Raw genomic sequence first — 19,013 nt, 5'->3', positions numbered from 1 at the left:
ATGGTACTGCAGGGGGGACCCTGTGGGAGAGTAGGACGCCGCCGAACAATTCTTCAGAAGAACCCCCATCCGGATCCCGGATGGGGGTTCTTCGCATTTCCGGTGTCGTATCGTCAGGACATGGACGATCAGACGGCGGTCTTTGCGAACGATGTGCTCCGGCCCGGGCAGCGCGACGGTGCTCTGCGTGTTCTGGCGGAGGCCCAGGCGGTGGACGGCCGGGCCGCCGTGTCCGAGCAGGGCCGGCTGCGGCTGCGGGCGGCGGAGACTCCGCGCCCGGGCGTCATCCACCTCGTCGAGTCCGAATCCGCAGCGGTCTCCGAAGCAGTCCCCGAAGCAGTCCCCGAAGCAGTCCCCGAAGCAGTCTCCGCAGCGGAGTCCGCAGCCGTCGTCGGCTACGGCCAGCTCGAAGTCCCGCAGGGCCCGACCGCCAACCCCGCCGCCGAGCTGGTGGTCGACCCGGCCGCCCGCGGCCGGGGCCTGGCCCGCCCGCTGGTGGACGCCGTACTGGCGGCGGCCCACGGCGCGGGCCGCGACGCGGTGGACTTCTGGGTGCACGGCGGCCACCCGGCGGCCCGGCACCTGGCCGAGTCGTACGGTGCCGAGCTGGTCCGCGAGCTGCGGCAGATGCGCCGCACCGGTCCACAGACCGAGGAAGTGGTCGTCCCCGAGGGCATCGAGCTCCGCACCTTCCGTCCGGGGGAGGACGACGCCGAGTGGCTGCGGCTGAACGCGCTGGCCTTCGCGCACCACCCGGAGCAGGGTGCCTGGACCGGGCAGGACCTGGCGGAGCGGATCGCCGAGCCCTGGTTCGACCCGGCCGGCTTCTTCCTCGCCACCCGCGGCGGCAAGGTCGTCGGCTTCCACTGGACCAAGGTGCACCCGGCCACCGCCACCGAGCCGCAGCTCGGCGAGGTGTACGTGGTCGGGGTGGACCCGGCCGAGCAGGGCAGTGGCCTCGGCCGCGCCCTGACCGCCGCGGGCCTGCGCCACCTGACCGGTTCCGGTCCCGGCGCGCGCGGGCTGGGCACCGTACTCCTCTACGTCGACGCCGACAATCCGGCCGCTGTGCGGGTATATGAACGACTGGGATTCACCATTCACGAGGTGGACCTCATGTACCGAGCCCGGTACCAGGCGAACCGGTCGCTCTGACGCCCGGACGGCGGAGCAGAGCCCCAGGAGCGGTCGCGGGCCAGGGACAGGACGGCAGCACCCCTTGCCCCGACCGACTCAGCTTTCCTCCTGGCCATGCGGTGTTTACCGTGGATTCAATTGCTGCCGCGAAGATCACAGGATGAAGTCCGTAGTGTCTCGCTCGTGCAGAGTCGACCGCCACACGCCGGCCGGTCCTGTACGGACCGCGCCCGGCGGATGGGCGCTGTCCCCGGGGTCCGTCCGGGGCGAGGGCGACGGCCTGCAGAGCCACACGCGTCCGGACACCGTCCTGCTGCTGGAGGAGCTGGAGCCCATGAGCATCCCCCGCCCCGTCTCTGCCCCGCTGCCGCCGACGGCCCGGATGTCCAGTGCGCTGGGGATCCCGCCGGAGCTGCCGGCCGCGGACGAGCAGGAGTTCGAAGCGCTGCCGCAGGGCCGCTTCCTGGACCGCGAGCGCAGTTGGCTCGCGTTCAACGAGCGCGTCCTGGAGCTCGCCGAGGACTCGGGGATCCCGCTGCTGGAGCGGGCCAAGTTCCTGGCGATCTTCGCGAGCAACCTGGACGAGTTCTTCATGGTCCGGGTGGCCGGCCTCAAGCGCCGGATCGCCACCGGAGTGGCCCAGCGCAGCGCGTCCGGCCTCCAGCCGCGCGAGGTGCTGGACCTGATCTGGACCCGCTCGCGCGAGCTGATGGCCCGGCACGCCGCCGCCTTCCAGCAGGAGGTGCTGCCGGACCTCGCCGCCGAGGGCATCGAGGTGGTCCGCTGGTCGGAGCTGGCGGAGAAGGAGCAGGCCCGGCTGCACACGCTGTTCCGGCAGAAGATCTTCCCGGTCCTGACCCCGCTGGCGGTCGACCCGGCGCACCCCTTCCCGTACATATCGGGACTCTCGCTCAACCTGGCCGTCGTGGTGCGCAACCCGGTCTCCGGGCACAAGCACTTCGCCCGGGTGAAGGTGCCGCAGTCGCTGGCCCGCTTCCTGGAGGCCTCGCCCCAGCGGTACGTCCCGCTGGAGGACGTCATGGGCGCGCACCTGGAGGAGCTGTTCCCGGGGATGGAGGTGCTGGCCCACCACGCCTTCCGCGTCACCCGCAACGAGGACCTGGAGGTGGAGGAGGACGACACCGAGAACATCCTCAAGGCCCTGGAGAAGGAGCTGATGCGGCGGCGCTTCGGCCCGCCGGTCCGGCTGGAGGTCGAGGAGTCGATCGACCCCTACATCCTGGACCTGCTGGTGCGGGAGCTGAACATCACCGAGGCGGAGGTCTTCCCGCTGCCCGGGCCGCTGGACCTGACCGGGCTGTTCGGGATCGCCGAACTGGACCGTCCGGAGCTCAAGTACCCCAAGTTCGTGGCGGGCACGGCCCGCGGGCTGACCGACGTCGAGTCGGCCTCGCAGCCGGACATCTTCGCGGCGATGCGCGAGCGCGACGTCCTGCTGCACCACCCGTACGACAGCTTCTCCACCTCGGTGCAGGCCTTTCTGGAGCAGGCCGCCGCCGACCCGGACGTCCTGGCGATCAAGCAGACCCTGTACCGGACCTCCGGTGACTCGCCGATCGTGGACGCGTTGATCGACGCGGCCGAGTCCGGCAAGCAGGTGCTGGTCCTGGTCGAGATCAAGGCGCGCTTCGACGAGCAGGCCAACATCAAGTGGGCCCGCAAGCTGGAGGAGTCCGGCTGCCACGTGGTCTACGGCCTGGTCGGGTTGAAGACGCACTGCAAGCTGTCGCTGGTGGTCCGCCAGGAGGGCGACACCCTGCGGCGCTACTCGCACGTGGGGACGGGCAACTACCACCCGAAGACGGCCCGGCTGTACGAGGACCTCGGTCTGCTCACCTCCGACCCGCAGGTCGGCGCCGACCTCTCGGACCTCTTCAACCGGCTCTCCGGCTACTCGCGCCGTGAGTCCTACCGCCGTCTGCTGACCGCCCCGCGCGGCCTGCGCGACGGGCTGGTCTCGCGGATCCACAACGAGATCGCCCACCACCGGGCGGGCCGCCCGGCGTACGTGAAGCTCAAGGTCAACTCGATCGTCGACGAGGCCCTGATCGACGCGCTGTACCGGGCCTCGCAGGCCGGGGTGCCGGTGGACGTCTGGGTGCGCGGGATCTGCGCGATCCGTCCCGGCGTGCCGGGGCTGAGCGAGAACATCCGGGTCCGCAGCATCCTGGGCCGCTTCCTGGAGCACTCCCGGATCTTCGTGTTCGGCAACAACGGCGATCCGGAGGTCTGGATCGGCAGCGCCGACATGATGCACCGCAACCTTGACCGCCGGATCGAGGCGCTGCTGCGGATCACCGATCCGGCACACCGCACCGAGCTGTCCGGGCTGATCGACCTCGGGGGGTCGGACGAGACGGAGTCCTGGCACCTGGGGTCGGACGGCGCCTGGACCCGCCGCTCGCAGGACGCCGAGGGCCGGCCGCTGCGGCACGTCCAAGACCTGTTGATCGACTCGCGCCAGCGCCGCCGGGCCGCCACCTCGCGCTGACACGTCCACTGATGCGAAGCCGCCGGGGTGGCGCGCCCGCCACACTCTTACGGGCAGCCACTCCTGCGGTCGGCCACCAGCTCCGGGGGACGGCCCCGGGGGAACGGGGATCTACCACGCCATGACCGATGCGCCGATGACGGCCCAGGCGGCCTCCACCGAGACCGCCGGGGACATCCTTTCCCGCCACCTCACCGCCCAGGCCGGCGCCTTCCTGCGCGCCCTGCCGCTGGCGGTGGGCGAGGTCGGCGCCAGACCCGGGACGGCCTCGGTCGTCCCGGCGGCGGGCACCTCGGACCTGCTGCGGGCCGTCCGGCGGATCGGCGGGCTGCTGCACACCTTCGGCTCGGTCTTCGAGCCGGCCTGGGCGCAGGAGTCCCGCACCGAGCTGCGCTGGCTGCTCAACCTGCTGGCGCTGGAGCCCGGGTACGTCCGCCGCTCGGCCCGGTTGCTGGGCGCGCTGGACTCGCTCAGCGGCACCGACCCGGGCGGGACGGGCATGCTGGCCGGCCACGCGGGCGCCCCCAAGGCGCGGGCGCTGCTGGACCGGCAGCTCACCCTGGCCAGGACCAGGGCGCACTCCACGGTGCTCCAGGAGCTCCGCTCGGCCCGGCTGCACGCGTTGGCGGACCGGATGACGCTGCTCGTCGGCGAGGCGCCGCTGCTGGACTCGGCGGGTGGCCGGGCGCCGGCGGTGCTGCTGCCGCAGGCGGCCGCGGCGTTCGCCGCGCTGTCCGCGACCGCCCAGCAGCTGCCGCTGCACCGGGCCGCGACGCCGTACGGCGGGGACGGGCTGCGCCGGCTGGGCGCGGTGCCGGCGGCCCGCGGCGCGGTGGACGCGGACACGGCGCTGGCGGCCGACGACGCGCCCTGGTCGCGGCTGCGGATCCTGGTGAAGCGCGCCCGGTACGCGCTGGAGGTGTGCGGCCGCCCGTCCGCCGAGCTGGACGAGCTGGACGCGGTGCTGGCCCGGCAGCAGGAGGCGGCGGACGCGGCGGTCACGGCCGCCACCGCGGCGCGCACCCCGCGGATCACCCCGGCGACCGCGTACGTGCTGGGCGTGGTGCACGCCGACCAGCGGCTGGAGGTGGAGTCGGCGCGGTACGCCTTCGGCCACCGGTGGCCCGACCTCCCGCCCGGCCCGGACGGCTGGCTGGACCTCCCCCCGGCGGAGGGCTGGGGGCACCCCGCCGTCCCGAGGACGGTCTGAGGTGGGCGGGCGCACGGGCCCCGGCCGGGCGGCGCAGCCGGCCAGGAGCACAACCACGACCGCGAGCACGAGCACAATCACGACCGCGACCACGAGCCCGGCCCCGGCCGGACGCGGCCCGGTGATCCTGGCGGCGGGCGCGGTGCTGTGGGTGCCGGGCCGGCTGAAGAAGAGCGGCCGGCTCGGGCGGCCCCGGATCGCGCTGATCCACCGGCCGAAGTACGACGACTGGACCCTGCCGAAGGGGAAGCTCGACCCCGGCGAGACCATGGCCGACGCGGCGCTGCGCGAGGTGTGGGAGGAGACCGGGTTCCGCTGCCTGCTCGGCCCCGAGCTGCCGGCCCAGCACTACCAGGTGCAGGGCCGTCCGAAGGAGGTCCGGTACTGGGCGGCGGTGCCGTCGACCGGCGCCTTCCGGCCCAACCGCGAGGTGGACCGGCTGGAGTGGCTGCCGGCCGGAAAAGCACGCGCGCGGCTCACGCACGACCACGACCGGTTGCTGGTCGACGCCCTGCTGGCGATGCTGGGGGCGAAACCGGTGCGGACGACGGGGCTCCGCGGGTGAAGAAACGGTGGAAGTGATCTCTCCGCGCCCCTGTCGTGACGCAACCGTTACTACCTGACGTAGTTTCCTGTCATCCGTTCGAGGTTCACCCTCCGTTCACTTGTGACCGGCTGTCGTGTCACTTCCCCCGCCTAACTTCGGGACCACCGGAGGGCCGCACGGGCCCCGGACCACAGCAAACCCCGCTCTGCGCCGTACTCGTACGGTCCGCGCAACGGGCAATGCCACAGAAAGGGACACCCCTGTGAAGCTCCAGCGGAACGGCCGCTCCAAGGCCCTCGCCATCGGTGCCATGGCGCTCGTCAGCTCGCTGTCGCTCGCCGCCTGCGGCTCGGACAACAACAACGGCACCTCGACCGCGTCCGGCTCCAGTGGCTCCGCCGCGGCCGGCGCCGCGATCACGTGTGGCAAGCCCGGTTCGCTGATCGCCGCCGGTTCGACCGCCCAGGGCACGGCGATCGACGTGTGGAAGACCAACTTCGGCGCCGCCTGCTCCGGCACCACCATCAACTACCAGGGTGTGGGCTCCGGCGCGGGCATCCAGCAGTTCACCCAGGGCAAGGTCCAGTTCGCCGGCTCCGACTCGGCCCTCAAGCCGGCCGAGGTCGAGGCCACCAAGGCGGTCTGCACCGGCGGCCAGGGCATCGACCTGCCGATGGCCGGCGGTCTGATCTCGCTGGTCTTCAACGTGGAGGGCGTCGACAGCCTGGTCCTGGACGGCCCGACCGCCGCCAAGATCTTCGACTCGCAGATCACCAAGTGGAACGACCCGGCCATCGTCGCCCTCAACCCGAGCGCCAAGCTGCCGGACGCCGACATCCAGTCGTTCCACCGCTCGGACGACTCCGGCACCACCGACAACCTGACCAAGTACTTCGCCGCCGCCAGCCAGGGCGCCTGGTCCTACCCGTCCAGCAAGACCTGGGCGGCCAAGGGCGGCCAGTCGGCCAACGGCAGCGCCGGTGTCGCGGCCCAGGTGAAGCAGGTCAAGAACTCGATCAGCTACGTCGAGCTGGCCTACGCCCAGACCAACAGCCTGAAGAGCGCCGCCATCAACACCGGCGCCTCCAAGCCGGTCGAGGCCACCGCCGCCAACGCCGCCAACACCTTCGCCAAGGCCCAGATCGCCGGCACCGGCAGCGACCTGGCGCTGAAGCTCGACTACGCGACCAAGGACGAGGGCTCCTACCCGCTGGTCCTGGTCACGTACGAGATCGTCTGCGACAAGGGCAACAAGGCCGAGACCCTCGACACCCTGAAGTCCTTCCTGACCTACACCGCCAGCGACGCGGGCCAGAAGGCGGCCGGCGACAAGGGCTACGTCCCGCTGCCGAACGAGCTGACCACCAAGGTCAACGCCGTCATCCCGACCCTGGCCTGACCCGACGGGACCACCGGTGGAGCGGCCCCGTGAGCGAGGGGGGCCGGGGCCGCCCCACCGGAACACACCGAACCCAGCACCACGTCCGGGGCACCGCCGCCATGGTGCCGTCCCCCTTCCGGGGCGGCGCCACCAGACCGGAGTAGACCAATGACTTCATCCTCCCCTGCCGCCCCGCGAGGCAGGGATCGCCGACCGCGTGACAGCCGGGTCGGCGACAAGATCTTCATGAACTTCGCCCGCGGCTCGGGCATCCTGCTGCTGGTCATCATGGCCGCGATCGCCGGCTTCCTCGCCTGGCGCTCGGGCCTGGCCCTCAGCAAGAACGACGGCAACTTCCTGACCTCCTTCGAGTGGGCGCCGGACGCCCCGAAGCCGGTCTTCGGCATCCCGGTGCTGGTCTTCGGCACCATCGTGAGCGCCGTCATCGCGATGGCGATCGCCGTCCCGGTGGCCATCGGGATCGCGCTGTTCATCTCGCACTACGCGCCGCGCCGGATCGCCCAGCCGTTCGCCTACCTGGTGGACCTGCTCGCCGCCGTCCCCAGCATCGTCTACGGCCTGTGGGGCGCGCTCTTCCTGGTCCCGCACATGGACGGTCTGACCAGCTGGCTCAACGAGTACCTGGGCTGGACGTACATCTTCGACCAGACCAAGACCGGCACCCCGCGCAACCTGTTCACGGTCGGCATCCTGCTGGCGATCATGGTCCTGCCGATCATCACCGCGGTCTCCCGCGAGGTGTTCCGCCAGGTGCCGCGGATGCACGAGGAGGCGGCGCTCGCGCTCGGCGCGACCCGCTGGGAGATGATCCGCACCGCGGTGCTGCCGTTCGGCCGCCCCGGCATCATCTCGGCCTCGATGCTCGGCCTGGGCCGCGCGCTCGGCGAGACCATCGCCGTCGCGGTGGTGCTCTCCTCCAGCAACATCCTGTCGCTGCACATCCTCGACGCGGGCGGCGGCACCTTCGCGCAGAACATCGCGCTGAAGTTCGCCGAGGCCGGCGACAACGGCCGCAACGCGCTGATGGCCTCCGGCCTCGTCCTGTTCGTCATCACCCTCCTGGTGAACGGTGCCGCGCGACTGATCATCGCCCGCCGCAAGGAGTACTCGGGGGCCAACGCATGACCGTCACCGCCGTCGTCGAGGACGCCCGGCCCATGGGCCGTCCGCTGACCGCCAACCGCCTGCCCAAGTGGGCCCCGGCCGCCGTCGCCGTCGCCTCGATCGCCCTCGGCTGCGGGATCGGCGCCGGCGCCGGACTGGCCAGCCACCTGCAGTGGGGCCTGATCTCGGCCGCGCTGTTCCTCCTGATCAGCTACGGCGTCTCGGCCCGGGTCGAGGGCCGCCGGCAGGCCAAGGACCGGTTCGCCACCTCGGTGGTCTGGGTCGCCTTCATCCTGGCCGTCGTCCCGCTGGTCGCCCTGACGGTCTACACCGTCCAGCAGGGCATCGACGTGGTCGACGGGAACTTCCTGAGCCACTCGATGAAGGGCGTGCTCCAGTCCGGCCCCGGCGGTGGCATCTACCACGCGCTGATCGGCACCCTGGAGCAGGTCGGCCTGGCCACCGCTATCGCCGCCCCGATCGGTCTGCTGACCGCCGTCTACCTGGTCGAGTACGGCCGCGGCAAGCTCGCCAAGGCGGTCACCTTCTTCGTCGACGTCATGACGGGCATCCCGTCGATCGTCGCCGGTCTGTTCATCCTCTCGCTCTGGAACCTCGCCCTGGGCTTCGGCTACTCCGGCTTCTCGGGCAGCCTCGCGCTGGCGATCCTGATGATGCCGGTCGTGGTCCGGTCCACCGAGGAGATGCTCAAGCTCGTCCCGAACGAGCTGCGCGAGGCGTCGTACGCGCTCGGCGTGCCGAAGTGGAAGACCATCCTGCGGATCGTCCTGCCCACCGCGATCGGCGGCATCACCACCGGTGTGATGCTCGCGGTCGCCCGCATCACGGGCGAGACCGCCCCGGTGATGATGCTGGTGTTCGGCGCCGACTACATCAACAACAACCCGTTCGACGGACCGCAGCAGTCGCTGCCGATGTACATCTGGACGCAGTACTCGCAGGTCAACAACGACTTCGGCTACGCCCGTGCCTGGGGTGCGGCGCTGGTGCTGATCGCCTTCGTGATGGGGCTCAACCTCATCGCCCGGGGCATCGCCCGCTGGCGCTCGCCCAAGGCCGGACACTGACCGACCGACTGACGTACGAGACAGACGAGAGAAGCAACGATCATGGCCAAGCGCATCGACGTCAGCGGACTGTCGGCCTACTACGGCACCACCAAGGCCATCGAGGACATCTCGATGAGCATCGAGCCCCGCTCGGTGACCGCCTTCATCGGCCCCTCCGGCTGCGGCAAGTCCACCTTCCTGCGGACCCTGAACCGGATGCACGAGGTGATCCCCGGCGCCCGGGTCGAGGGCAAGGTCCTCCTGGACGACGAGAACCTGTACGCCTCCAACGTCGACCCGGTCGCCGTGCGCCGCTCGGTCGGCATGGTCTTCCAGCGCCCGAACCCGTTCCCGACCATGTCGATCTACGACAACGTGATCGCCGGCCTCCGGCTGGCGGGCGTGAAGAAGAAGTCCGTGCTGGACGAGGTCGTGGAGCGCTCGCTGAAGGGCGCCAACCTCTGGAAGGAGGTCCACAACCGGCTGAACAAGCCGGGGGCCGGCCTCTCCGGCGGTCAGCAGCAGCGCCTGTGCATCGCCCGCGCCATCGCGGTCGAGCCGCAGGTCCTGCTGATGGACGAGCCCTGCTCCGCGCTCGACCCGATCTCCACCCTCGCCATCGAGGACCTGATCGGCGAGCTGAAGGAGCAGTTCACCATCGTCATCGTGACCCACAACATGCAGCAGGCGGCCCGCGTCAGCGACCGCACCGCCTTCTTCAACCTGGCCGGCGTCGGCCAGCCGGGCAAGCTGGTCGAGCTGGACGACACCCAGCGGATCTTCTCCAACCCGTCGGTCCAGGCGACCGAGGACTACATCTCCGGCCGCTTCGGCTAGACCGGACCACCCGTCCCGCCGTCCGCGGCGGGGGACGGGACGCGAGCTGTCCCGTGGTGCTGCATGGCGGTGCCGCCGCGGGACATGAAGAAGGGCCCGCCCCCGAGATGTGGGGGCGGGCCCTGTTCGTTACTCGCCCGCTCGCTTCCGGGGCGCTCGGACCCGGTGCGGCTCGGGGCGGGGACTCGCCCGCTCACGGATGCCCGGGCTCGGGGCGGACGGTGTCGGTGCCGGGGCTCAGCCCCAGAACAGGTGGACGAACCAGTACATCAGCGCTGCGACGATGGCGGCCGCCGGCATCGTGATGAACCAGCCGAGCACGATGTTCTTCGCGACGCCCCAGCGCACCGCGCGGATCCGCTTGGTGGCCCCCGCGCCCATGATCGCCGCGGTGATCACGTGGGTGGTGGAGATCGGCGCCTTGAAGACGAACGACGTGATGTACATGATCGCCGAGGAGGTGGCCTCGGCCGCGAAGCCCTGCGGGGGGTCCAGCTCGATGATCTTGCGGCCGAGCGTCCGCATGATCCGCCAGCCGCCCGCGTAGGTGCCCAGCGAGAGCATCGTCGCGCAGGAGATCTTCACCCAGACCGGGATGTCACCGGTGGTCTGGTGGCCGGAGATGGTCAGGGCCATCACCACGATGCCCATGGTCTTCTGGGCGTCCTGCAGACCGTGCGCCAGGGCCATCGCGGCGGCCGAGGCGGTCTGGGCGACCCGGAAGTTGCGCTTCGCCCGGTGCGGGTTGGCCCGGCGGAAGATCCACAGGATCGCCAGCATCACCAGGAAGCCGCCGACCAGGCCGACCACCGGCGAGACCACCATCGGGATGACGATCTTGTCGATCACCCCGCTCCAGATCACGTCGATCCCGCCGGCCAGCGCCGCGCCCACCATGCCGCCGAACAGGGCGTGCGAGGAGGAGGACGGCAGGCCGAAGTACCAGGTGACCAGGTTCCAGGCGATCGCGCCGACCAGGGCGGCGAACAGGATCGCCATCCCCTGGTTGCCGCTGGGCGTCTCGATGATCCCCTTGGAGACGGTGTGCGCCACGCCGCTGCCGAGGAAGGCGCCCGCCAGGTTCATCACCGCGGCCATCGCCAGCGCGGCCCGCGGGGTGAGCGCCCGGGTGGAGACCGAGGTGGCGATCGCGTTCGCCGAGTCGTGGAAGCCGTTGGTGTAGGTGAAGAAGAACGCAACGCCGATGACGGCGATGAGTGCTGCCATGTCCACGAGGGTCAGGACTCCTTGACGGCGATGGTCTCCACCGTGTTGGCGACGTGCTCGAACGCGTCCGCCGCCTCCTCAAGGACGTCCACGACCTGCTTGAGCTTGAGCACCTCGATGGCGTCGTACTGACCGGAGAACAGGTGGGCGAGCAGCTTGCGGTGGATCTGGTCGGCCTGGTTCTCCAGCCGGTTGACCTCGATCCAGTACTCGGTGAGGTTCGACATGCTCCGCAGGTTCGGCATCGCCTCGGCGGTCAGCTCGGCGGCTCGCGCCAGGACCTCGATCTGCTGCTCGATCCCCTTCGGCAGGGTCTGGATGTCGTAGAGGACGACCAGGTCGACGGCCTCCTCCATGAAGTCCATGATGTCGTCCAGCGACGAGGCGAGGCTGTAGATGTCCTCGCGGTCGAAGGGCGTGATGAAGGACGAGTTCAGCTGGTGGAAGACGGCATGGGTGGTGTCGTCCCCGGCGTGCTCGGCGGCGCGCATGCGCTCGACGATCTCCGCACGGGCCGACACGTCTGATCCCAGCAGCTCCAGCAGGAGCTTCGATCCGACGACGAGGTTCTCCGCCGCGGCGGCGAACATGTCGTAGAAGCTCGTCTCCTTCGGGGTCAGGCTAAAACGCACGGAAATCTCCGATGTGCGGGGTAGGGACTGAACGATGCTAGGTGCAACCAAGCGCAATCATGCAAACGGGGGGCCGAGACAGGAGCCGGAACCTCCCCTTCCGTTCGGCTGCCGCACCGGCCGATTCCGACCGCACCGCCACCTGCGGACGCGAGCCCCCAGTCTGACGGAACCTCGCCCGGATTGTCCCCGTCGTGCAAGCGCAGGACCAGGGCGCCGCTCAGACGGGTGAACCCCCGGACGGCCCGCGCCCGGGCTCCGGCACATGCCGCCTCGGCCGTCGGAACACCACGGAAGGCCCGGGTGTTGGACACTGGTGGCCGACGCAGCCACCAGGCATCCAGACGAAGGCGGGCCGATGACCACCACGCAAGCGCGCACCGAGCCGGAGCAGGTGCCGGGGGCCGACCCGCACGCCGGCCACGCCGCCGCCGCAGCACACAGCGGCCCGCACGGCTACAGCGCGCAGAAGGACGCCCACCTCAAGCGGCTGCGCCGGATCGAGGGCCAGATCCGCGGCCTCCAGCGCATGGTCGACGAGGACGTCTACTGCATCGACGTGCTCACCCAGGTCTCGGCCAGCACCAAGGCACTGCAGTCCTTCGCGCTCTCCCTGCTGGAGGAGCACCTGCGGCACTGCGTCGCCGCGGCCGCCGAGCAGGGCGGCACCGAGCTGGACGCCAAGGTGGCCGAGGCCACCGCCGCGATCAGCCGCCTGCTGCGCAGCTGACCCTCCGGCCACTCCGGGGTCCGTCGCTCGTCGGGCAGGCCGGCCGTCGACCCGTCAGCCGTCGGCTTCCCGGTCGGCCTGCCCCGGCTCCGCCCGGTCGAGCAGCACCTCGTCGATCCGTTCGGTCGGCAGCCGGTCGCCGGAGCTGGCCGTCGCGGCGATCATCAGCTCGCCGGCCAGCTCGATCTCGTCGAGGGCCGCGTCGTCGTGGCCGCCGCTGCGGCCGCCCGTGGACGACACCACCTGCACCACCCCTTCAGTGCCTCGCCAGCCCGGGCGGCAGCCACCCGACGTCCAGCCTAGGCACTCCGGGGCCCGTCCACATGGCACGGACGGGCCATCTCGGCGCCGCCGAAACGGGTGGCCGTCGCTCCCCGGACGGCCACCCGCTCCGGCTGCGCCCGGTCTCGCCCCGGCGCCGGAGCGCTGCCCCGGCGGCCTACTTGGGGCTCTCCGTGGGCTTCATCTGGTAGATGTCCGAGGCGGCCGGCTCGGCCGCCTGGACCGGCTTGCCGAAGTCCGCCAGCGAGACCGTCGAGGTGACCTTCACCTGGTCCTTGGGCTCCTTCGAGCCGGCCACCCCGGCGAAGGTGAACACCTCGACCACCTTGCGCAGCCGGCCCTGGTCGTCCAGCCAGGCGTCGTACGGGACCTCCTTGACGGTGAAGGTCTGCGCACCCATCCGCAGGCCGTCCCCGCCCCGGCCGCCGGTCGCCTCGGCCGCCTTGGCCAGGTCCAGGGTGCCGCGGTAGTGGTGCAGGGCGACCCCGTCGGCGGTCTCGGTGCCGACCGCCTCCGCCTTCTGCGCCCCGCGCAGCGCCCCCGCCGCCGAGGCCGGGTCGGTCGCGCCGCTGCTGACCAGGTTGCCGTCCGGCAGCTGCCGCACGTCCAGCTTGACCCACTTGCCCTCGGGCACCTTGGCGCCGCTGTTCTGCAGGTAGACGGTGCCCGGCAGGACCACCTCGACGATCTTCCCGGTGGTCGCCGCGCCCGGCGGCACCTGGACCTCCAGCCGGCCGATCCGTTTCACGTAGTCGTAGCCGCCCGTGCCGCTGAACGAGGCCTTCTTCTCGGCGGACTCGGTCACCAGCTCGGTGGCGGTGTGCGCGGAGCCGGTGCGGCCGGTGATGTCGGCCGCGTTGCGCACCGCCGTCAACGGGTCCGCGGCGAGCTGGTCGGGGCCGCTCGACTGCTGGTCGGAGGAGCCGCCGCCGGAGCCGCCCGAGCAGCCGGCTGCCCCGGCCGCCAGCGCGGCGGCGAGCAGGGCGGCCCCGGCCGCCGAGCGCAGGTGCGGACCCGGACGGCGCGCTGGCCGCCCGGTGCGCTGCTGGTCGGTCATCTTCATCCTCGCGACAACCCCCTCGGGCCCGTACTGCCCCGCCGACACCGCCGACTGGGCAGAGCTCTTTCCGGGCAAACGAGTTGGGCGGCGAAGGGTTACGGGTGCCGGCGCCCCGGAGGGCGTCGCGCACCGGCCGCCCGGCGCGTTACGGTGAACCACGTGCACAGTGAGCTGCCGGCCGCACCCGGCACCACCCGGATGCCCGAACACCGCCTCGCGATCAGCGAGCGCGGCTCCTTCGCCTTCGCGACCTGCAGCTGCGGCTGGTACGCCCCGGCCCGCCGCTCCCGGGACCTGGCCCGCCGCGAGGGGGCCGACCACCTCGCCGAGAGCGGCGTCGTGCCGGACTGACCGGACGGGGCGGCTCAGGCCGCGAGATCGGACTCCGGCGGCTGTTCCTCGGCCCGTACCGCCCCGCGCCCGCGCCGCCGGCCGCGCCGGCCGTTCCCGGCGACGGCTGCCCCGCCGCGCTCCGGCGCCCGGATCAGCGGGGCCACGGCCGTCCGGCTCAGTGCGTGGCAGAACGGGACCAGCACCGCCATCGCGATCGGCGCCAGCAGCAGCACCACGGCGACGGCGAGCGCGAAGCCGCCGATCACGTCGGTCGGGTAGTGGACACCCATGAACATCCGGCAGAAGCCCTGCAGCAGGGCCAGGCCGCCGGCGATCCAGCCGAGCCGCCGGTTCACCAGGAACAGCGCCACCGCGACGCCCATCGTCATCGTCGAGTGGTCGCTGACGAAGGAGTGCGTGCCGGCCTTGCCGTCCACCAGCACCAGCAGCCCGGGGTGGTCCACGAACGGGCGCGGACGGTCCACGATCGCGGCGATCGGCAGGTTGGCCAGCTCGGCGATGCCGACCGAGAGCGGCACCCAGAGCAGCCCGGCGACGGCCACCGGCGCGTCCGGGCGGCGTCTGGCCTGCAGCCAGGCCACCAGCCCCAGCATGGCCAGGCCGATCAGGATGCCGTACTCGCCGATCCACGAGACCAGGTGGTCCAGCCACTGCGGAGAGCGTTTGGCCAGGCCGTTGACGGCGTAGAGCAGACCGAGGTCGGGGTTGGTCGTGTCGGCAAGCGGCGTCGACACGCCGCACCTCCTTCTGGTCCGCTGCACCTGTTCGATCCCGCCGGGGCCCACCCGGCGCGGACGACTGACGAGGGGCCACCGGAAGAAACGTCATTTCCGGGACACAGCGTTCCACGGAAACGCGCAGTTATGGAAACTTGACTCAGCGTCCACACCGCGCACACAGGTCCCGGCCGCCCCGGCCGTGACACGGCCTACCGGCCCGCCCCGGCCACGGGCGGCGGGGCGGCCGGAGCCGTCGTGGCCGCTGTGGCCGCCGGAGCCGTCGTGGCCGTCGGAGCCGTCGGAGCCGTCGAGCCGGGGCGGCTCGGAGCGTTGACGGCACCGTCGTTGTTGCGGGTCGGCAGCGCCTGGGCGCCGTCCGAGGTGACCCGGGTCGCGCCGATGTACTCCTTGGTGTCGATCTTGTCGTAGCGGATCACCGCGTTGGTGTGCGGCGCGTTGATCATGTACCCGCCGCCGACGTAGATCCCCACGTGGTGGATGCTCCGCGGATCGCTCAGGTCCGTCGCCCAGAACACCAGGTCCCCCGGCCGCAACTGATCGCGCGACGGATGCGGGCCGGCGTACCACTGGTCGTTGGCCACCCGGGGCAGCGTGATGCCCACGCTCGCGAACGCGGCCACGGTCAGCCCCGAGCAGTCGAACCGCCCGTTCTGCGAGGGCAGGCCGTCACCGCCCCACAGGTACGGGGTGCCCAGCTTGGTCTGCGCGAAGTAGATCGCCGCCGCCGACTGCGCGGACACCTCCACCGGCGCGGTCGGCGCGGTGAAGCTGCGGGCCATCGCCTGGATGTTCCGCACGTAGCCCTGGGTCTCCTTGTACGGCGGGATGCCCTTGTTGCTCGTCACCGCGTACGGGCCGGCGTTGTAGGCGGCCAGCATGTTGGCCTGCGGGTCGCCCGGCACGCCCGAGACGTCCTTGGCGAGCGCGCAGTCGTAGGCCGCCGCCGAGGCGATCGCGTCGTACGGGTCCCAGACGTCCTTTCGGCCGTCCCCGTTCCCGTCCGTTCCGTACGTCGCCCAGGTGCCCGGCATGAACTGCGCCATTCCCTCCGCGCCCACACCGGAACGGGCCTTGGGGTCGAAACCGCTTTCCTGGTACAGCTGCGCCGCGAGCATCGGCGGGGAGATCTCCGGGCACAGCGCGCCCCACTTCTGGACCGCATCCTGGTAGGCCGCGGGGACCGTTCCGGGAGAGAGGGCCGAACGATTCGCCGACTGCTGCGGCGTCCCACTGGCCGCATAAGTCCCCATCGTCACCAGCCCGATGAATCCGAACGCAACAACTCCCGCAGTGGCGGCGGCCGTCCCGGCCTTCCGGAGTACCATCAGCACCATCCCGACGAATCGTCAGTCGAAGTGTCCCGGAAGGCGTTGCTCACCGCAATCATCAGAGATACAAAGAGTGAGCGCTATCCTTCGTACGGTGGACATCCTCGCGTACGTGTCCGATGCCTCACGACCAATCCGCGAGAAGTAGCCAAGTCGACATCAGATCTGGCCAAGAATAGGCACCGACCCTTCGCGCGGGCCGGGTCCGGGCCCTTGAATTTGCCTGATCGGGCGGTGAGATGGAAATGAACCTGAGCAGCGTGCACACCTATGCGGTCGGCCACCTGGCCGAGGACCCACCCAAGAAGCCGAATATCGACACCATCATCGGCGGGATCGCCCCGGACTGGGGCCCGTTCGCGAGCCTCGGGTCGGAGGCCCGGGTGATGGTCGAGGTCATCATGGCCGTCGCCATCCTCGTCTGCCTCGGCATCGCGGTCTGGGGCGCGGCCAAACAGCGGATCGGCGCGACCGCGATGCGCGACAGCTTCGGGGCCGAACAGGGCAAGGGGCTGATCGTCGCCGGCCTGACCGGCGTGTTCATCATCGGATCACTCGGCACTCTGTTCACCATTGTCTACGGCATGGCGATCTGACGATCGGACAGCAGTAGTCCGGCTCATCCGAGACCGGGTCCCCGCCCGGACCCCCTCCAGCGGCCGGCCTGCCAGGAGTTCACCCCCGTTCCCACCCTCCGTCCGCGCCCGCCCCCGGGCGGAGGGCCCCCGGAGCCGCCCCCGGCTCCCCGCACCAGGAGGGCCGCCGTGCCGTTGTCCGACGACCAGCCGCACACCCGTACGCGGCTACCGGTCGGCGAACAGCCCTCCCCACAGCCGAGCCTCCGTCAGTCACGGCCCCTGCGCACCCTGCTGACCGTCCTCCTGGTGGTCACCCTGCTCGTCGTGGCCATCGCCATCGCCAACCGCGGCAAACCCGACCTCGGCAGCGGCAGCTCCGCCGACCGCGCCACCCCCAGCGCCCCCTCCGGCGCCGGCCCCGCCCCCAGCGGCGACCAGCCCGTCGGCACCACCGTCAACGGCATCCCGGCCGGCTACCCGCACAGCGACCAGGGCGCCCAGTCCGCCGCGGCCAACTACGCGGTGGCCATCGGCTCCGCCGACATGTTCCGCACCGACAGCCGACACGCCATCGTCGCCACCATCGCCGACCCGGCCGCCGCACCGGGGCTCCAGAGCCGCCTGGACCAGGGCTTCGGCGGCGACACCGTCGCCCGCTACGGCCTCGACGCCCAGGGCCACGCCCCCAAGGGCCTCACCTTCGTCAGCCGCACCGTCCCGGTCGGCACCAAGTCGACGGGCTACAGCGACAGCGACACCAAGGTCGAGGTCTGGTGCACCGGCCTCACCGGCCTCGCCGGCGAACGCTCCGTCCAACCGGTGACCACGAACTGGTTCACCCTCACGCTCTCGCTGCACTGGACGGGCAGCGACTGGAAGCTTTCCGACTTCACCCGCAAGTCGGGACCGGCCCCGATGCCGGGCGATCAGCAGGCGGCCACAGCGGATGAGATCGCCGGAACAGCAGAGCAGTTCGGAGGGTTCCGCTATGCGCGTTGACGGTGCAATCAGGAATCGGCTCCCTCGATTCGGTCGGGTCGTCACGGCCTTCGCCCTCGCTCAGGCCGCGGCCATCGGCATGGCATCCCGGGCCTTCGCGGAACCGAGTCCGAGCCCTTCGGCGAGCAACAACTGTGACGTCCTGCCGCTGCCCGGCAGTGACGTCTACTGTGCGTCGAAGCCCGGAGGGTCGATCCCCGGCGGTGGCACTGTCAGCAACGTGACCGATCCGCTCGGGTCGTTGGCCAAGAGTTGTGCGCAGGCTGCGGCGTGGGTGGTGCGGAACCTGTCGGGGGCGATCGACGGGACGACGCAGGTGGACTTCACCAATGCGTCGTTCCTGCAGCAGTACGCCGTGGTGTTCGCGGTGTCGACGGTGATCACGCTGGTGTTGTGGTTGCTGGCGGTGACGAAGCGGGCGGTGCGGGGGGCGCCGTTGACGTCGGCGTTCTCGGAGGCGATCGGGTTCCTGTGGCTGACGGTGGTGGCGTCCGCGTTCACGCCGTTGATCCTGTACACCGTGGTGAGCGTGACGGACGGGCTGACCAAGGCGATCGCGGTCGGGACGAAGACGGACACGGGGTCGTACCTGGGGGGGTTCGCCGACACCTTGGAGAAGGGGAACGTCGGCGGCGGGCCGTTGATCCTGGTGCTGGTGTCGCTGGTCGCGGTGCTGGCGGCGGCGGTGCTCTGGATCGAGCTGCTGATCCGGGCGGCGATGTTGTACGTGGGCGCGCTGTTGGGTACGGCGGTGTACGCGGGGCTGGTGGACAAGCAGTTGTGGAAGCACGTGCGCCGGTGGGCGGGGGTGATGCTGGCGGTGGACCTGGCGAAGCCGATCATCGTGGTCATCCTGGGGTTGGCGGGTGCGGTGGCGACCGGGGCGGGGGCCGGTGACGACTTCGCCCGGGTGCTGTCGGGGTTGGCGATCCTGTTCCTGTCGATCTTCGCCAGTGCCGCGATCTACCGCTTCGTGCCGGGCTTCGGCGACGAGATCCTGAACATGCGCCAGGCCCGGGCCAACGCGGTGCAGGCGGGTTCGGCGATGATCAACGGCACCGCGAACCTGATGAAGCAGGGCATCACCACCCACGGCGACCGCGGTCAGGCGTCCGGCGGGGGTGGCGGGGGTGCGGGCGGCGGCTCGGTCGCGCCGGGCATCGCCGCTCACGCCGGTCGGACGCCGGCTCCGCCGCCGCAGGCAGGGCCGCCTCAGGCGGCCCCGGTTCCGATCCGCGACAGCAATCCAGCGAAGGGAGGGTGA

General features: G+C 71.2%; 19 protein-coding genes. 13 read left to right on the top strand and 6 right to left on the bottom strand.

Translation table 11 applies throughout. The features are described from left to right. Positions 1-120: 120 nt before the first annotated feature. The 8 genes from mshD (at position 121) to pstB (ending at position 9,819) form a co-directional block, all read left to right on the top strand. Positions 121-1,155, top strand: coding sequence for a mycothiol synthase (gene mshD, locus OP86_RS16295; protein ID WP_051830148.1), 1,035 nt, complete (start codon positions 121-123; stop codon positions 1,153-1,155). 142 nt (positions 1,156-1,297) lie between these two features. Continuing rightward, positions 1,298-3,649, top strand: coding sequence for an RNA degradosome polyphosphate kinase (locus OP86_RS32955; protein ID WP_418952638.1), 2,352 nt, complete (start codon positions 1,298-1,300; stop codon positions 3,647-3,649). Positions 3,650-3,770: 121 nt separating this feature from the next. Next, positions 3,771-4,859, top strand: coding sequence for a CHAD domain-containing protein (locus tag OP86_RS16285; protein WP_051830147.1), 1,089 nt, complete (start codon positions 3,771-3,773; stop codon positions 4,857-4,859). Positions 4,860-4,980: 121 nt separating this feature from the next. Then, the gene (locus tag OP86_RS16280) at positions 4,981-5,424 is read left to right on the top strand and encodes an NUDIX hydrolase (protein ID WP_037786768.1); all 444 of its coding nucleotides are present in this window, start codon (positions 4,981-4,983) and stop codon (positions 5,422-5,424) included. 244 nt (positions 5,425-5,668) lie between these two features. Next, positions 5,669-6,805 (top strand): phosphate ABC transporter substrate-binding protein PstS, encoded by a 1,137-nt coding sequence (gene pstS / locus OP86_RS16275; RefSeq protein ID WP_030059631.1) that lies wholly within the window; start codon positions 5,669-5,671, stop codon positions 6,803-6,805. 150 nt (positions 6,806-6,955) lie between these two features. Then, complete coding sequence (pstC, locus tag OP86_RS16270) at positions 6,956-7,933, top strand: phosphate ABC transporter permease subunit PstC (RefSeq protein WP_030059630.1); 978 nt, start codon at positions 6,956-6,958, stop codon at positions 7,931-7,933. Beyond that, positions 7,930-9,000: a phosphate ABC transporter permease PstA gene (gene pstA, locus OP86_RS16265; RefSeq protein WP_030059629.1), complete on the top strand. Its 1,071-nt coding sequence runs from the start codon at positions 7,930-7,932 to the stop codon at positions 8,998-9,000. Before pstC ends, pstA begins: the two co-directional genes overlap by 4 nt. Positions 9,001-9,042: 42 nt before the next feature. Next, on the top strand, positions 9,043-9,819 hold the full coding sequence (gene pstB / locus OP86_RS16260) for a phosphate ABC transporter ATP-binding protein PstB (RefSeq protein ID WP_030059628.1): 777 nt from the start codon (positions 9,043-9,045) through the stop codon (positions 9,817-9,819). A gap of 237 nt (positions 9,820-10,056) precedes the next feature. Here the strand turns inward: pstB and OP86_RS16255 are convergent, their stop codons facing one another. Together OP86_RS16255 and OP86_RS16250 are read right to left on the bottom strand one after the other, a co-directional pair. Then, positions 10,057-11,052 carry an inorganic phosphate transporter gene (locus OP86_RS16255; RefSeq protein WP_030059627.1) on the bottom strand — a complete coding sequence of 332 codons (996 nt, stop codon included), beginning with the start codon at positions 11,050-11,052 and terminating at the stop codon, positions 10,057-10,059. 5 nt (positions 11,053-11,057) lie between these two features. Next, entirely contained in the window at positions 11,058-11,678 is a 621-nt protein-coding gene (locus tag OP86_RS16250) for a DUF47 domain-containing protein (protein WP_030059626.1), read from the bottom strand. A gap of 358 nt (positions 11,679-12,036) precedes the next feature. On the opposite strand from OP86_RS16250, the gene OP86_RS16245 reads away from it, so the two are divergent. Beyond that, positions 12,037-12,408 (top strand): metal-sensitive transcriptional regulator, encoded by a 372-nt coding sequence (locus tag OP86_RS16245; RefSeq protein WP_030059625.1) that lies wholly within the window; start codon positions 12,037-12,039, stop codon positions 12,406-12,408. Positions 12,409-12,462: 54 nt separating this feature from the next. Here OP86_RS16245 and OP86_RS16240 read toward each other — a convergent pair whose 3' ends face one another. Next, on the bottom strand, positions 12,463-12,651 hold the full coding sequence (locus OP86_RS16240; RefSeq protein ID WP_063832389.1) for a hypothetical protein: 189 nt from the start codon (positions 12,649-12,651) through the stop codon (positions 12,463-12,465). A gap of 196 nt (positions 12,652-12,847) precedes the next feature. After that, positions 12,848-13,747: an SCO4651 family lipoprotein gene (locus OP86_RS16235; protein ID WP_030059624.1), complete on the bottom strand. Its 900-nt coding sequence runs from the start codon at positions 13,745-13,747 to the stop codon at positions 12,848-12,850. Positions 13,748-13,909: 162 nt separating this feature from the next. Here OP86_RS16235 and OP86_RS16230 point away from each other — a divergent pair, with 162 nt between their 5' ends. Beyond that, the gene (locus tag OP86_RS16230) at positions 13,910-14,101 is read left to right on the top strand and encodes a hypothetical protein (protein ID WP_078589214.1); all 192 of its coding nucleotides are present in this window, start codon (positions 13,910-13,912) and stop codon (positions 14,099-14,101) included. Between the two features lie 14 nt (positions 14,102-14,115). Here the strand turns inward: OP86_RS16230 and OP86_RS16225 are convergent, their stop codons facing one another. Together OP86_RS16225 and OP86_RS16220 are read right to left on the bottom strand one after the other, a co-directional pair. Further along, positions 14,116-14,838 (bottom strand): phosphatase PAP2 family protein, encoded by a 723-nt coding sequence (locus tag OP86_RS16225; protein ID WP_030059623.1) that lies wholly within the window; start codon positions 14,836-14,838, stop codon positions 14,116-14,118. 194 nt (positions 14,839-15,032) lie between these two features. Then, positions 15,033-16,169 carry a C40 family peptidase gene (locus OP86_RS16220; protein WP_078589212.1) on the bottom strand — a complete coding sequence of 379 codons (1,137 nt, stop codon included), beginning with the start codon at positions 16,167-16,169 and terminating at the stop codon, positions 15,033-15,035. A gap of 248 nt (positions 16,170-16,417) precedes the next feature. Here OP86_RS16220 and OP86_RS16215 point away from each other — a divergent pair, with 248 nt between their 5' ends. The 3 genes from OP86_RS16215 to OP86_RS16205 all read left to right on the top strand — a co-directional run bounded on the left by OP86_RS16215 (position 16,418) and on the right by OP86_RS16205 (position 19,013). Continuing rightward, entirely contained in the window at positions 16,418-16,768 is a 351-nt protein-coding gene (locus OP86_RS16215; protein ID WP_051830146.1) for a hypothetical protein, read from the top strand. A 168-nt stretch (positions 16,769-16,936) separates the two neighbouring features. Next, positions 16,937-17,749: a hypothetical protein gene (locus OP86_RS16210; RefSeq protein ID WP_030259541.1), complete on the top strand. Its 813-nt coding sequence runs from the start codon at positions 16,937-16,939 to the stop codon at positions 17,747-17,749. Next, entirely contained in the window at positions 17,739-19,013 is a 1,275-nt protein-coding gene (locus OP86_RS16205; protein ID WP_033332077.1) for a hypothetical protein, read from the top strand. The genes OP86_RS16210 and OP86_RS16205 overlap by 11 nt, the downstream gene beginning before the upstream one ends.

Source organism: Streptomyces novaecaesareae, from assembly GCF_000716875.1.
GTDB lineage: Bacteria > Actinomycetota > Actinomycetes > Streptomycetales > Streptomycetaceae > Kitasatospora > Kitasatospora novaecaesareae.
The sequence above is the reverse complement of the archived record's forward strand: the minus strand, read 5'-3'. Positions and strand labels throughout refer to the sequence as shown.